The organism is Phascolarctobacterium sp., from assembly GCF_030531065.1.
Taxonomy (GTDB): domain Bacteria; phylum Bacillota; class Negativicutes; order Acidaminococcales; family Acidaminococcaceae; genus Phascolarctobacterium_A.
Map to the genome: position 1 here is coordinate 19,001 of NZ_JAUNOQ010000012.1, position 14,168 is coordinate 33,168.

Genomic DNA, 14,168 nt, shown 5'->3' on the forward strand with positions numbered 1-14,168 from the left:
AAAAAATGGGCTTAAAGAATAAAGATTTAATTTCGATTCACGATTTATCCGTGGGCGAGGTTGCTACAATTTTAGATGTGGCTAAAAAGCTGAAGCGTAAGCAAAAGGCCGGCGAGCCGCATCAGTACTTAAAGGGCAAAACCCTGGCCATGCTGTTTTCCAAGGCTTCTACCCGCACCAGAACCTCCTTTGAAGTGGGCTTCTGGCAGCTGGGCGGGCACCCGATTTATTTAAGCGACGCTTCGTCCCAGATCGGCCGCGGCGAGCCTGTGCGCGATACGGCGCGGGTGCTTTCCCGCTTTGTGGACGGCATCATGATTCGTACCTTTTCCCATGATTCCGTAATCGAGCTGGCTAAATATGCAACGGTGCCCGTTATTAACGGTTTAACGGATTTGCTGCATCCCTGTCAGGCTCTGACCGATATGTTCACCATTCAGGAAAAGATGGAGGTCTTAAAAGGCCGTAAGCTGGTATATGTGGGCGACGGCAATAATATGGCTCATTCGCTGATGTTCGCCTGCGCTAAAGTGGGCATGAACATGGTTTGCGCCAGCCCCAGGGGCTACCAGCCCGACCCGGAGGTGTTGCGTTTGGCGCAGGAGGACGCTTCCCATACCGGCTGCACTATTACCGTGGAGGAAGATTTGTTCAAGGCCGCTAAGGGCGCTGACGTGCTGTATACCGACGTGTGGACCAGCATGGGCGAGGAGGCGGAGCGCGAGGTGCGCTTCCAAGCTCTGCATAATTATCAAATAAATCAGGAGCTGCTGGATACCGCGCGCCCGGAGGCCATCGTGCTGCACTGCCTGCCTGCCCACCGCGGCGAGGAAATTACCGAGGAGGTTCTGGAAGGGCCGCATTCCGTAGTATTCGACGAAGCGGAAAACCGCCTGCACGTGCAGAAAGCTATTATGGCGCTGTTGATGAGCGACGAGGCGCTCTAAGCAAAAAAAATTTTGTATACATGCCCCAAGACTATTGGATTGCGGCATGAAAAGTGCTATAATACAAAAAGATTGCAAGATTATTCATTGAATATGTATTTTATTCAGTTCTAGGAGGCTTTTGACAATGAAAAAAGAAGACATTAAGAAAGTAGTTCTGGCTTATTCCGGCGGCCTGGATACATCCGTAATTATTCCCTGGCTGAAGGAGCATTACAATAATTGCGAGGTTATTGCCGTTTGCGCCGATTTAGGCCAGGGCGACGAGCTGGCTCCCGTACATGACAAGGCTATCAATACCGGCGCCAGCAAATGCTATATTTTAGATTTGAAAGAAGAATTTATCCGCGATTACGTATGGCCCACTGTTAAAGCCGGCGCCGTATATGAAAAGAAATACCTGCTGGGCACTTCCTTTGCCCGTCCGCTGATCGCTAAAAAACTGGTAGAGATTGCAGAAGCTGAAGGCGCTGACGCTATCGCTCACGGCGCTACCGGTAAGGGCAACGACCAGGTGCGTTTTGAGCTTTCCGTTATGGCTCTGGCCCCGCAGCTGGCAATTATCGCTCCCTGGCGTGAGTGGGAGCTGCGTTCCCGCGATCAGGAGATCGATTATGCGGCGGCCCATAACATTCCCATTCCCGTATCCCATGACCATGATTATTCCATGGACCGCAATATGTGGCATCTGTCCCATGAAGGCTCCGATCTGGAGGATCCCTGGAACGCTCCCAAGGACGAGCTGTTTATCGTAACCAATATTCCTGAAAAGGCTCCCGACAAACCGGAATATGTAGAGCTGGAATACGTTGAAGGCGTACCCGTTTCCGTAAACGGCGAGAAGCTGAGCCCGGCTAAATTGGTAGAAAAGCTCAACGAAATCGGTATCCGCAACGCTGTAGGCATTACCGATATGGTAGAGGACCGTCTGGTAGGTATGAAATCCCGCGGCGTTTATGAAAACCCCGCAGGCGCTATCATTTACTTCGGCCATAACGATTTGGAAAACCTGTGCCTGGACCGCGCAACCCAATCCTTCAAGCAGCAGGTATCCATCCGCTATTCAGAGCTTGTTTACGACGGCATGTGGTTCAGCCCGCTGCGCGAGGCTCTGGACGCTTTCGTCAACGAAACTCAAAAGACCGTTACCGGTACTGTACGCATGAAACTGTATAAAGGCAACATCTACAGCGCCGGCGTAAAATCCCCGTACTCCCTGTACAGCCAGGAATATGTAACCTTCGGCGAGGACGAAGTATACAACCAGGCTGACGCAACCGGCTTCATCAACCTCTTTGGCCTGCCGCTGAGAGTTCGTGCGCTGATGAAGAAAGGCGACCTGAAATAATGGCTAAGCTTTGGGGCGGTCGTTTCAGTAAAAATACTAACGAATTAGTGGACGCATTTAATGCGTCCATTGATTTTGATAAGCGTTTATATCACGAGGATATTCGCGGCAGTATCGCGCATGCCCGTATGCTGGCAAAGTGCGGTATCATTCCGGCAGAGGACGGGGAGAAGATTATTGCTGGATTGAAGGATATCCTGGCTGATATTGAGGCTGGTAATTTCCATTTCGACGTGGCTCTGGAGGATATTCATATGAATGTCGAAGCCCGTCTGACAGAGCGCATTGGCAGCGCCGGCGCGCGTTTGCATACAGCCCGCAGCCGTAACGACCAGGTGGCGCTGGATATGCATATGTATATGAAGCGCGAGGTGGCAGAAATCGCCGAGCTGCTGCTGCGCTTTGAGGAAGCACTGCTGACGGTGGCGAAGAAGCACGATAAAACCTTGATGCCTGGCTATACCCATTTGCAGCGGGCACAGCCGATTACCTTCGCTCATCATCTGCTGGCATATTTTAATATGCTGCAGCGCGACTTCCGCCGTTTGCTGGGCGTATGGGAGGGCGCTGATATGATGCCCTTGGGCGCTGGCGCTATCGCCGGTACCACCTTCCCTATCGACCGCTTTATGGTGGCCGACGAGCTGAATTTCAGCACGGTTTATCCCAACAGCATGGACGCGGTCAGCGACCGCGACTACGTTATTGAGTTCCTGTCCTTCGCTTCTATGCTGATGATGCATTTGAGCCGTTTGAGCGAGGAAATCTGCCTGTGGAGCAGTACGGAATTTGGCTTTGTCGAGCTGGACGACGGCTTTGCTACCGGCTCCTCCATGATGCCGCAGAAAAAGAACCCGGATATTTCGGAGCTGGTGCGCGGCAAGACCGGCCGTGTTTACGGCCATTTGCAGGCCATGCTGGTAACTGCCAAGGGCCTGCCCCTGACCTACAATAAGGATTTGCAGGAGGACAAGGAAGGCTTCTTTGACGCTGTGGATACCGTTAAGTTCAGCCTGGCGGTTTACCGCGATATGATTCTGACTATGACTGTCAACGTGGATAAAATGGCGCAGGCCGTGAGCAGGGATTTTTCCAACGCTACGGACCTGGCCGATTATCTGGTGCGCAAGGGGATGCCCTTCCGCCAGGCGCACGAGGTTGTGGGCAAATGCGTGGCTTACGCTATTCATCAGGGCAAATTCCTGCCGGAAATCAGCTTGGAGGAATACAAGCAGTTCTCCGAGCTGTTTGAAAGCGATTTGCTGGCGGCGCTGAATCCGGAAAACTGCGTGGAAGCGCGTAAATCCTATGGCGGCCCCGCTTTTTCGGAAAATGAAAAGCAGCTTGCCGCAGGCGATAAGGTTTTGGCTGCTCAACGCCAAAAGCTGGCGGAGCTGCAAGGTAAATTATAAAACATAAATAAAAAATAAAAATAGAGTCGGCGCTTGCGGATAATTTCCTCAAGCGGCGGCTCTTTTTTACGCCTTAACGATATTTATTTTAAAAAGAGCTGAGTAAAAACTTCAGCCCCGTCAGGAAAACGAGAACGCTGGAAAATTTCAGCAGGTAGGAGGCTTGCAGCCTTTGGGCGATTTGCACGCCGATTTGCGCTCCGATAAACGCGCCCGCGCCGATACACAGCCCGACCAGCCACATGATATGCCCTAAAAAGCCGTGCGAAATAACTCCGGCTAAGGAGGAAACGGCTAAAATACAGGTGGAGGTGGCGATGGCCACGTGTACCGGAAATTTTAATACGTAAGCCATGAAGGGCACGTGGATAATGCCGCCGCCGATTCCCAGAATACTGGCTAAAAAGCCCACGCCGACGCTGCAAGCGACGCCTAATTGCCAATTATAATTTTCCGGCGCTTGCGTCGCCGCGTTGTCCTGCGTCGCGGCTTTTTTATTTTTATTAGCCTTCGTAAACATATTGTAAGCTACGAAGATAAAAAAGAATCCGAAGAGAAAATAGAATAGCCTGCCTTGCAGGTATTCCGCGGCATAGCTGCCTAAAAAAGCTCCCGGCACGGTAGCCAAAGCGAATTTCAGCGCCGCGTCGAGGCACACCTGACGCTTGCGCATATAGCCCAGCGTGCCAGATATGGCGTTCAACAATACGACCAGCACCGACGTGCCGATGGCGGCCTGAGGCTCGTAGCCACAATAAAACACTAGCAGCGGCACAATTACTATGCCGCCGCCAATGCCTAAAAGCGAACCTAACAAGCCGACGCCAACGCCGACAATTAGAAAACTAAGTAATTCCATTTGCATCCCTCTATCACTCAATCACTCTTACAAATGGCAAAAACTGCTGCAAAAATTTTATATATTACATTATACCATGTCTACCGCGGCTCTGTCATCGTATTTTACTCGCCAATCGCCGGGTGCCAGGTATATGTTGTACATCAGCTCTCGCTTCGCTTTCAGCTCGCGAATCGCTGTGTACAAGCATTATACCATGTCTACCGCGGCTCTGTCACCATCGGGTGGCTGGTATACACGGAAATCAATTTTAAGAAATAACATCTGTATTCTCTAGTTGTTTCTACTTCCTGAAAGTATTCAAGCATAATTTTCTTCTTCATACATCTATTATATCATTTTTTGAAAATTGATTTTCGCGGCTTGCAGACCGCAGATTTCCGCATGTGTTATTAGTCGTCGGCGCAAGGGCTGGGTTGTTAGGCAAAAAAAGAACCGGCACATCTCCCTCTTAGACGTACCGGCTGAATATCAGGCATTGAGGAACAATGCCCCCTAGCAAATGTCTCAGTATTACTACGGGTTTATTATAAATATTTTGAAAATCTTTGTGCGTTGCTAAAGCAACAAATATTTAGCCGGCAGGACTTTCTTTAATTTTTTTATTTAGTCTTTATATAAATTGCCGGCGTGCTTAAAAATTAGCGCCTGTAAAGCGCTGCGGCGGCTGCTTACTACTAATTTAAGTTTTTTATTGACAAAAGCGGTGTTGCCTGCGCAACAAACTTACTTAATACTTACTTTAATTACAAAATATTTACATCTATAATTGGCTTTGGCATAATGGATATATCAAATGAATGGAGTGAATATAGGCGGTGACAGGAATGGCTATAAAAATGTACTCACCCAATTATGCAGATATACCCTTGTTCCATGGTTTAGCCAGGGAAGAAATCAACGAAGTATTGCAAAAGTTTCATTGCTTAATCAAGCATTTCCCCAAATCTGATTATATCTATCTGGCCGGCGATTGCGTAGAAAACCTGTGCGTGGTTTTGGAAGGCACGGTGCAGATGATTAAGGAGGATATTTGGGGCGAAAAATCCATTATCGCTAATTTAGGTTCGGGTTCCGTTTTCGCCGAAAACTTTTTGGGCAAGCTGGGGGACCGCAGCGTAGTAAGCTATTTTGCAGCCAGCGACAGCGAGGTTTTGATGCTGCCCTTGGGCAAAATGCTTTGCGACGTCAGCAGCCACAGCGAAGCCAACAGGCGCTTGATGTGCAATATCGTTTCCATTTTAGCCGATAATAATACGCGCTTAATTGAAAAAACCGAGATTCTGTGCAAAAAAACTCTGCGCAGTAAAATTTTGGCTTACTTGGAGCAGGAAGCAAAATACAATAACAGTACTCGTTTTACGATTCCTTTCAACAGAACGGATCTGGCCAATTATCTGGACGCCGACCGCAGCGCTTTGACGCGCGAGCTGGCGCGGATGCGCGAAGAGGGGCTGATCAATTTTGAGAAGAATACTTTTGAGCTTTTAGAGGTGCAGCACAAGGAAAAGTAACGGCAGCTAAGAAATGCAAGTAAATACCGGTACGCTTTGCAAAGCATTTAAGAACGCCTGCGGGCGTTCTTCTTTTTTTAGTACTGCGGCTGCTTTTTCAGAGTGTTTGATAAGTAAAATAAGATAAATAAATTTAATAATGAAAATGTAAGTAAATACAAATAATTAGTACCAATAAAGTTCGCGTAATTTTCAGAAAATGTAGTCTTGCTGTTGCTTGAGTCGCATTATACAAGGGCTTGTTATGCTATTATATAGGCAACAGAATTGAGCTGGTTATGATTGATGTAGTTATAATTATGCGATTTTCTGGAATATTTAAAAGGAGGGAATATTATGTCCCCAGCAATTAAGTGTTTAATTCTGTTGGCGGTAGTTGCGTTATTATTTATTACTGAACTTATTCCTTTGGCAATTACCGCTACTGCTGGCGCCATTGCCTGCGGCCTGTTGGGCCTGCTGCCTGCAAAACAGGTATTCAGCGGTCTGTCCAATTCTACCGTAGTATTGTTCGCCGGTATGTTCATCGTTGGCGCAGCCATGTTCTACACCGGTTTGGCGCAGTCCATCGGCAACAAGGTAGTTTCCTTGTGCGGCACCGGCGAAAACAGCCTGATGTTTGGTCTGATGATCGTTGGCACCGTGCTGTCTTCCGTACTGTCCAACACCGGTACTGCGGCCTGCCTGCTGCCCGTAGCCTTGGGCATTTGCTCTGCCGCTAAAATTCCCGCTTCCCGTCAGTTGATGCCTTTGGCGTTCGCCTGCGGTTGGGGCGGTATCATTACCATGGTAGGCACGCCTCCTAACATTATCGCTACCGGCGCGTTGACTGCCGCCGGCCTGCCCGGCTTCGGCTTCTTCGAGTTCGCCTGGATCGGTATCCCTGTTTCTGTCGCAGGTATGCTGTACATGATGTTCGTTGGCAAGCACCTGCTGCCGAAGGTAGATTTGGACGCCGACCAGGAAATCGAGCAAGAAATTGAAGCTACCAGCCAGGATTCCAAAAAGCAGATTATCTCCGGCGTTATCCTGATCGCCGTAGTATTGGTAATGGCTTTGGATATTAAAGGCGTTACTTTGGAAATGGCGGCAATTATCGGCGCGTTGGTTTGCGTACTGACCGGCTGCCTGACTGAAAAGCAAGCTTACGCTTCCATCGACTGGGTAACGATTTTCCTGTTCGCCGGCATGATGCCCGTTTCCACTGCTATGGATAAAACCGGCGCCGGTAAGCTGATCGCTGAATGGACTGTCGGCCTGATGGGCGGCGACCCTTCTCCGATGGTTGTAACCGCAGTATTGTTCGCGCTGTCCTGCATTCTGACTCAGTTTATGTCCAATACCGCTTCCGCAGCTTTGCTGTGCCCCATTGGTATCGCAATTGCTAAGCAGCTCAATGCTGACCCGAAAGCTGTTATCATGGCTATCGCCGTTGCCGCCTCCTGCGCGTTCGCAACTCCGGTAGGCACACCTCCGAACACCCTGGTACTGGGCCCCGGCGGCTACAAATTCATGGACTATGTAAAAGCCGGTACCGGTCTGGTAATCGTATGCTTTATCGTATCGTTGGTGGTTATTCCGATGGTATGGCCGTTCTTCCCCGGAAAGTAAGTTATATTTAGTACCGGACGGATTAAAAAAATAAAGAAAGCAATTAAGATATTTAAAACGCCGCGCGTAAAAGCTCGGCGTTTTTCATTTTATTAAAAGAACTGATAATAGTTGTATAGACTGATGACAAGCAGATATAGCTTTATTGATTTATTAAAATTAAAGAATAAATTTAAAGTCTAAAAAGCGATAATGGGCGTGGCGCGGCGTCGGTGGCAGGCGTTGGGAAAGTATTCTGTTGCTAAAGCAACAGACCTTTCATTAAAATATTGTTATCATAACTTTAGTTAAAGAAACTTACTAGTTTTTTTAATTACAAAATTATCTCTGGAACTTTGAAAAATTTATATTTTTTACTGATATATGGTGCCTTCGGGCATTGTATATAAATATCTTTTAAAGGAGGAACATATAATGTCCCCAGCAATTAAATGTTTAATTCTGTTGGCAGTAGTTGCGTTATTATTTGTAACTGAACTTATTCCTTTGGCAATTACTGCTACCGCTGGCGCTATTGCATGCGGCCTTTTGGGCTTGATTCCTGCTAAACAGGTATTTAGCGGCTTGTCCAACTCCACCGTTGTACTGTTCGCCGGCATGTTCGTCGTTGGCGCTGCCATGTTCTACACCGGCTTGGCACAGGCTATCGGTAACAAAGTAGTATCTCTTTGCGGCACCGGTGAAAACAGCCTGATGTTCGGCCTGATGCTCGTTGGCACCGTGCTTTCTTCCGTACTGTCCAACACCGGTACTGCCGCCTGCCTGCTGCCCGTAGCTTTGGGTATTTGCTCCGCAGCTAAGATTCCCGCTTCCCGTCAGTTGATGCCTTTGGCGTTTGCCTGCGGTTGGGGCGGTATCATCACCATGGTAGGCACGCCTCCTAACATCATCGCTACCGGCGCTATGACCGCTGCCGGTCTGGAAGGCTTTGGCTTCTTCGAGTTCGCCTGGATCGGTATTCCTGTTTCTGTCGCAGGTATGCTGTACATGATGTTCGTTGGTAAACACCTGCTGCCGAAGGTAGAATTGGACGCCGACCAGGAAATCGAACAAGAAATTGAAGCTAACGAAACTTCTAAGAACAAAATGATCGTTTCCGGCGTTATCCTGCTGGCCGTAGTTTTGGTAATGGCTTTGGGTATCAAAGGTATCACCTTGGAAATGGCCGCAATTATCGGCGCGTTGGTTTGCGTACTGACCGGCTGCCTGACTGAAAAACAAGCCTACGCTTCCATCGACTGGGTAACGATTTTCCTGTTCGCCGGCATGATGCCCGTATCCACCGCTATGGATAAAACCGGCGCCGGCAAGCTGATCGCTGAATGGACCGTTAACCTGATGGGCGGCGATCCTTCTCCGTTGGTTGTAACCGCAGTTCTGTTCATCCTGTCCTGCGGCCTGACCCAGTTCATGTCCAACACCGCGTCCGCAGCTCTGCTGTGCCCGATCGGTATTGCAATTTCCAAACAACTGGGCGCTGACCCGAAAGCAGTTCTGATGGCTATCGCCGTTGCCGCATCCTGCGCATTCGCAACTCCGGTAGGCACGCCTCCGAACACTTTGGTACTGGGCCCCGGCGGCTATAAATTCATGGATTATGTAAAAGCCGGTACCGGTCTGGTAATCGTAGCTTTCATCGTATCTCTGGTTGTTATTCCTATTGTTTGGCCGTTCTTCCCCGGCAAATAATTAAAAATCTCTGACGCATTCTCCAAGATTTTGGGGATTATCGACAAAAATTAAAGCCTGTCGCTTCGGCGGCGGGCTTAATTTTTTTGGTTAGTTTGGATTTTGCATGGTATTATTTCCCAGACGTAGCTTTGGTAAACCAAAAACTATAAGCATTTTTCCGTTGCTTCTTTTCCTTTGCGCATGATATAATAAAAATATATAACTGTATTGCAGAGGAGGCAGCAGCATGAAGTGTCCATTTTGTTCGTACCGTGATAGCCGTGTTGTCGATAGCCGTGCCGTGGAGGACGGAGGCTCTATCCGCCGCCGCAGGGAATGCCCTGAGTGTGGCAGGCGTTTTACTACTTACGAAAAGTATGAAGAAACGCCCCTGGTTGTGAGCAAAAAGGATGGACGCCGTGAGCTGTTCGACGCTAAAAAACTGCTTGCCGGCCTGCTGAAGGCTTTTGAAAAACGTCCCGTTCCTTATGAAAAGGTACAGGAAATTGCCGACAGCGTGGAGCGAGAGCTGCGCATGGGCGGCGATTCCGAGATAGAAAGCGCTAAGATCGGCGAGCTGGTGATGCGGCATTTAGAAGAAACCGATCAAATCGCTTATGTTCGCTTCGCCTCTGTTTACCGTCAGTTTGCCGACGTGAAGAATTTTATGCAGGAGCTGGAACGCATTATGAAAAAAAATAAATAAAGCGCTTCAACACATAAAAGCAGGCGCCCCAAATGTTCGCTTAGACAGCGGCATTTGAGGCGCCTTTGTGTATTCGTATGCGATTATTTTGTCAGGGGACTGCCTTACCAGCGTCGGGACGAACCGCCGCCCCCGCCGCTGCCGCCGCCAAAACCGCCGCCGCCGAAGCCGCCGCCCCCGCCGCGCCGGAACAGGCTCAAAAGCAGCATTTGGGTGATAAAGCCGCCCAAAAACAGATTATCGATAATCAGCAGGACGATAACGCCTGCAATCAGCAACAGGTCTGTCAGGCCGGAACTTTTGCCGCCAGCTTGTCCGTTGGCAGCGCCGCCGTTATAACGCACGCCGGTCAGCTCTACGCCTTCGCTTTTAGCAATGGTGGCTGCGGTAGCGGCGTAGCCCTGCAGGATGCCGGCGCTGTAATTGCCCTTTTTAAAATAGGGCAGCATGTATTGGTCCTGGATACGGCCCGTTAAGCCGTCGGGCAGTACGCCCTCCAGACCGTAGCCTACTTCGATGCGCGAGGCACGGTCTTCGGTGGCGATAACCATCAGCACGCCGTTGTTTTTCGCTTTATTGCCCACGCCCCATTGGCGCAGAACTGCCAGAGCGTAGTCCTCTATAGGGTAGCCGTCCAAGCTTTTGACGGTTACTACTGCCACCTGGGCGGTCGTTTTGTTATCCAGGTCCTGCCCTATGCTGAGCATTTTCTGCCTGTCGCCTTGGCTGATAACGCCTGCGTAATCCTGCACATAGATGCCGCTGGCCGCCGCAGGCCTGGGAGGGATGCTGGGCTCGGCAAAGGCTGCCGCAGCAAAGAAGGTTTGCAGCAGCAGCGCTAGGTAGATAAATAATTTTTTCATAGGCTAAACCGCCTTCCTTTAAAGCTGGTTTAGAATTTTACCTGGGGAACCTTTTGCGCGCCTTCGTCAGCCTTAAAGTAATCGCGGGCGCTGAAGCCGAAGGCACCTGCATACAGGGAAGCGGGCAGGGATTTGATTTTGGCGTTGTAAACCTGTACTGCGTCGTTATAATCCTTGCGGGCCACGGCAATGCGGTTTTCCGTGCCTGCCAGTTCGTCTTGCAGCTGGGTGAAATTGGCGTTGGCTTTCAGGTCGGGATAGTTTTCGGCTACCATCAGCAGGCGGCTCAAAGCGCTGTTCATTTCGCTGTTGGCTGCGCTGGCTTCAGCAACGGTTTTAGCGCCGCCTAATTTGGCGCGGGCGTCGCTGACTGCCTTAAATACTTCGGTTTCATGGGCGGCATAGCCTTTAACGGTATTAACCAGATTGGGGATCAGGTCGTTGCGGCGCTGCAGTTGGTTTTCTACCTGCGCCCATTTGCCGGTAACATTTTCGTTCAGGCTTACTAAACCGTTATAGCTGCTGAACAGCATACCTACGACGATTACTATAGCGGCGATAACGCCTAACAGGGTTTTACTCATGGATACATCTTCCTTTCAGTTTTTCTAATAATTTTACAATATATAATAAACTCATTGTACGGTATCTTGCTGTTTCTGTCAAATGTCAAAAAGTCAAAAACGTAACCAATGTGCAAATTCTTTGTGAAAATCCGGCAGGCCGTCAGCTTAGGGAAGTTTATAGTTAAGATTTAAATGCCATTGTGATATAGAATATATTTCTTGCATATATATTTAATAAGGTGTATTATATTATTAGCTATATAATGGAAGGCCAAAGCTTTCGCATTGTCGATTATGTATAATTATTTTTGCAAGATTTAAGGGAGAAAGGAGGCGTCTGTTTAGCTTTCATTTGCTCTTGATGTGGGCAAAGGGCTTGGGAAAGATTGGCAGCCACCATGCTTGCCGGATAATGACGGCAATTAAGTGAAACAATAAAAAATCCTTTTGGAAGATGATGGAATTATGGCAAAAGAACTTAATTACAAAGAAATTGGCTTGCGTATTAAAACCCTGCGCTTGAAAAGCAACATTTATCAAACGGATCTGGCCAAAGAAATTGGCGTGTCTCAAACACATATGAGCAATATTGAAAGCGGCAGAGCGGGCTTGACTCTGGAAAATCTTGTAAAAATGGCGCGTATTTTTGACTGTGGTATCGATGAAATTGTTTTTGGTACGGAAGCAGTAAAGCAGGATACAGGCTTGGAGGCCTTGAAGAACTGCACTATGCAGGACGTGCTGCAGGCTTTGCAGATGCTGAAAACTATTAAAAGTTAATTCGGGGGCTGTCGAGAAGGCGCTGGCTGCGGTAAGCGGCGGGGCTTTCGCGGCAGCCTTTTCTTATTAGTGTGGAAAAAGTATTGCTGATATTGTAAAATATGTTGATAGTGTAATAGAGGAATTAAATTTGTTATTAACAATTTTAATCCCTCTATTTTTATGCCCGCTTTTTGCTATTCTATCTTTCGTAAGGGCATTTATTTGTGGAGAGATTTCGAACATAAGCCAATTTTGGAACTTGACCAAGGCCCCAAGCCCTGAAAGACAAAGTCGCTTTGATAGCGACTTTTGCTTGACCGGGGGGGACGAGGTGCTATACTGAATATGAATTTATGTCTTCTAATTTGTGAAACATATCTGAAAAAAATGTAATAAATTTATGCTGTTGGTTGCTTCGCTTAAGAATTTTTTGGGAAGGAGAGCTGCTTTATATTTTGTATTATAGTTTAATTTTTATGATATAAGAAACGGAATGGAGTGCTTATGATGAGAAGAATAATTTTATTTATTACATTGGCGTTGCTTGCGATTTTTCTTTATGGGTGTTCTAATAATGACGCCGGCGGGCGGAATATAGCGAAGCCGATAGTAAATGTTTCTAGTAAATCAGATAGCATAGATGCTGCAATTTATATTGATGGAACTTTTTCTATGGCGGGGTACGTAAATCAGCAAGGTAGCTCTGTTTATAGCGAATCGCTGAAAAATATAGAGCGCACGATTACCGGTGGGTGGAAGCAAGAAAAAATCGAATATGTAAAGTTTGGCGACAGCTTGCAGAATTTAAGTCGCGAGCAATTTTTGCAAGCAAATCATACAATTTTTTATCAGGAAAAAGATACAAGCTTACAAAAAGTAGTCGAAGCTATGGATGCTAATAAGCTTAATATTATGGTTACGGATCTTTTTCAAACGAATCAGGATATCGATAGCTTAATAATAGCATTGAAAAAAGCTTGTTTTGCTGACGAGAGCAAAGCAATGGCGATAATTGGTGTGAAAAGTCAATTTAACGGTAAAATTTACGACGTTGGCAAAAATATGTTAGCGTTTGCCTACGCCAGCAATGATGAAGTGGAATCGTATAGGCCGTTTTATTTGTTAATTATAGGTAAGGAAGCGGACGTGCGTTTTTTTGCCGAAGCTTATGCTAAAAATTTTGACGACGATAGGCTTATTAAAATGAATTTGCTGTCTAAACATATGGGCTGCAATGTTAAGTTGACTTCTGGAAAAGCGGTGAAAAATAATAGTAAGGAAAGAATAGCCAACATGGCGCAAATTTCCACTATGCTAGGGAGTAACAGCGATATTTTGCAGTACCGTCTAAAATTAGATGAAAAGAAGTCGGGCTTTTACGCGACTTTGACAGCTGAAGATGTTATCGGTAATTGTCCGGATAAATTTAAGCGCACTATTTCTGATGTAGAAAAATGGCAACAAACGGGTAAGCAGAAAGAGACAGGCTTCCTAAATAAATTGATGGGGAAAGCTGCTAATAGCTTTGGCAATGCGGAGTTTGTTAAAGTAGACCACAAGGATTTCTTAGAAATTTTAGCTTCTGACGCCGGTTTACATGATACTAACGCTAATGTTCCGCTGCAATTTATTTTTAATCCGCTTGGAATAAGAAAAGCGGAAGGCAAATACCGAGTTAAGATAGCTGTTCTTCCAGATAAGGACGACTATATAGAGTCAAATAATGTATTCAGCGATTGGAATTTTCAAGATGCGGAAATTTCTAATCCTGAAGATTTGTCGGGAATGGGGAATAAAACATTGAATATTGATGGCTTTGTAAAAATGGCTGCTTCGTTGAATTATGAAATGAATCAGCCCGGCTTCTATGATATTTATGTTTATTTAGAAGCTTTGAAATAATTTTAAA

12 protein-coding genes are annotated in these 14,168 nt (G+C 47.2%); 9 read left to right on the plus strand and 3 right to left on the minus strand.

Features of this window, described 5'->3' with window-relative positions; translation table 11 throughout:
* Positions 1-5: 5 nt before the first annotated feature.
* From argF to argH, 3 genes are all read left to right on the plus strand, one after another.
* On the plus strand, positions 6-947 hold the full coding sequence (gene argF, locus Q4E64_RS08670; protein ID WP_303167460.1) for an ornithine carbamoyltransferase: 942 nt from the start codon (positions 6-8) through the stop codon (positions 945-947).
* Between the two features lie 127 nt (positions 948-1,074).
* Complete coding sequence (locus Q4E64_RS08675; RefSeq protein ID WP_303167461.1) at positions 1,075-2,295, plus strand: argininosuccinate synthase; 1,221 nt, start codon at positions 1,075-1,077, stop codon at positions 2,293-2,295.
* Positions 2,295-3,707 carry an argininosuccinate lyase gene (gene argH, locus Q4E64_RS08680; protein WP_303167462.1) on the plus strand — a complete coding sequence of 471 codons (1,413 nt, stop codon included), beginning with the start codon at positions 2,295-2,297 and terminating at the stop codon, positions 3,705-3,707. The genes Q4E64_RS08675 and argH overlap by 1 nt, the downstream gene beginning before the upstream one ends.
* A gap of 88 nt (positions 3,708-3,795) precedes the next feature.
* Here argH and Q4E64_RS08685 read toward each other — a convergent pair whose 3' ends face one another.
* A complete protein-coding gene (locus tag Q4E64_RS08685; RefSeq protein ID WP_303167463.1) occupies positions 3,796-4,566 on the minus strand; it encodes a sulfite exporter TauE/SafE family protein in 771 nt (256 codons plus the stop codon).
* Between the two features lie 827 nt (positions 4,567-5,393).
* Here Q4E64_RS08685 and Q4E64_RS08690 point away from each other — a divergent pair.
* The 4 genes from Q4E64_RS08690 (at position 5,394) to nrdR (ending at position 10,068) form a co-directional block, all read left to right on the plus strand.
* Positions 5,394-6,080: a Crp/Fnr family transcriptional regulator gene (locus tag Q4E64_RS08690; protein WP_303167464.1), complete on the plus strand. Its 687-nt coding sequence runs from the start codon at positions 5,394-5,396 to the stop codon at positions 6,078-6,080.
* Between the two features lie 336 nt (positions 6,081-6,416).
* Positions 6,417-7,691 (plus strand): SLC13 family permease, encoded by a 1,275-nt coding sequence (locus tag Q4E64_RS08695; RefSeq protein ID WP_303167465.1) that lies wholly within the window; start codon positions 6,417-6,419, stop codon positions 7,689-7,691.
* 414 nt (positions 7,692-8,105) lie between these two features.
* Positions 8,106-9,380, plus strand: a complete 1,275-nt coding sequence (locus tag Q4E64_RS08700) for an SLC13 family permease (RefSeq protein ID WP_303167466.1) — start codon at positions 8,106-8,108, stop codon at positions 9,378-9,380.
* A 229-nt stretch (positions 9,381-9,609) separates the two neighbouring features.
* Complete coding sequence (gene nrdR, locus Q4E64_RS08705) at positions 9,610-10,068, plus strand: transcriptional regulator NrdR (RefSeq protein WP_303167467.1); 459 nt, start codon at positions 9,610-9,612, stop codon at positions 10,066-10,068.
* 104 nt (positions 10,069-10,172) lie between these two features.
* On the opposite strand, the gene Q4E64_RS08710 is transcribed toward nrdR, so the two are convergent.
* On the minus strand, positions 10,173-10,931 hold the full coding sequence (locus Q4E64_RS08710; protein WP_303167468.1) for a YgcG family protein: 759 nt from the start codon (positions 10,929-10,931) through the stop codon (positions 10,173-10,175).
* A gap of 29 nt (positions 10,932-10,960) precedes the next feature.
* On the minus strand, positions 10,961-11,515 hold the full coding sequence (locus Q4E64_RS08715) for a LemA family protein (RefSeq protein ID WP_303167469.1): 555 nt from the start codon (positions 11,513-11,515) through the stop codon (positions 10,961-10,963).
* 447 nt (positions 11,516-11,962) lie between these two features.
* Here Q4E64_RS08715 and Q4E64_RS08720 point away from each other — a divergent pair, with 447 nt between their 5' ends.
* Both Q4E64_RS08720 and Q4E64_RS08725 read left to right on the plus strand, forming a co-directional pair.
* Positions 11,963-12,277, plus strand: coding sequence for a helix-turn-helix domain-containing protein (locus Q4E64_RS08720; RefSeq protein ID WP_303167470.1), 315 nt, complete (start codon positions 11,963-11,965; stop codon positions 12,275-12,277).
* Between the two features lie 486 nt (positions 12,278-12,763).
* Positions 12,764-14,161, plus strand: coding sequence for a hypothetical protein (locus Q4E64_RS08725; RefSeq protein WP_303167471.1), 1,398 nt, complete (start codon positions 12,764-12,766; stop codon positions 14,159-14,161).
* Positions 14,162-14,168 lie beyond the last annotated feature (7 nt).

Coding starts and splice junctions, on each gene's coding strand:
- argF (WP_303167460.1), top strand. CDS start 6: ATGGGCTTAAAGAATAAAGATTTAATTTCGATTCACGATTTATCCGTG.
- Q4E64_RS08675 (WP_303167461.1), top strand. CDS start 1,075: ATGAAAAAAGAAGACATTAAGAAAGTAGTTCTGGCTTATTCCGGCGGC.
- argH (WP_303167462.1), top strand. CDS start 2,295: ATGGCTAAGCTTTGGGGCGGTCGTTTCAGTAAAAATACTAACGAATTA.
- Q4E64_RS08685 (WP_303167463.1), bottom strand. CDS start 4,566: ATGGAATTACTTAGTTTTCTAATTGTCGGCGTTGGCGTCGGCTTGTTA.
- Q4E64_RS08690 (WP_303167464.1), top strand. CDS start 5,394: ATGGCTATAAAAATGTACTCACCCAATTATGCAGATATACCCTTGTTC.
- Q4E64_RS08695 (WP_303167465.1), top strand. CDS start 6,417: ATGTCCCCAGCAATTAAGTGTTTAATTCTGTTGGCGGTAGTTGCGTTA.
- Q4E64_RS08700 (WP_303167466.1), top strand. CDS start 8,106: ATGTCCCCAGCAATTAAATGTTTAATTCTGTTGGCAGTAGTTGCGTTA.
- nrdR (WP_303167467.1), top strand. CDS start 9,610: ATGAAGTGTCCATTTTGTTCGTACCGTGATAGCCGTGTTGTCGATAGC.
- Q4E64_RS08710 (WP_303167468.1), bottom strand. CDS start 10,931: ATGAAAAAATTATTTATCTACCTAGCGCTGCTGCTGCAAACCTTCTTT.
- Q4E64_RS08715 (WP_303167469.1), bottom strand. CDS start 11,515: ATGAGTAAAACCCTGTTAGGCGTTATCGCCGCTATAGTAATCGTCGTA.
- Q4E64_RS08720 (WP_303167470.1), top strand. CDS start 11,963: ATGGCAAAAGAACTTAATTACAAAGAAATTGGCTTGCGTATTAAAACC.
- Q4E64_RS08725 (WP_303167471.1), top strand. CDS start 12,764: ATGATGAGAAGAATAATTTTATTTATTACATTGGCGTTGCTTGCGATT.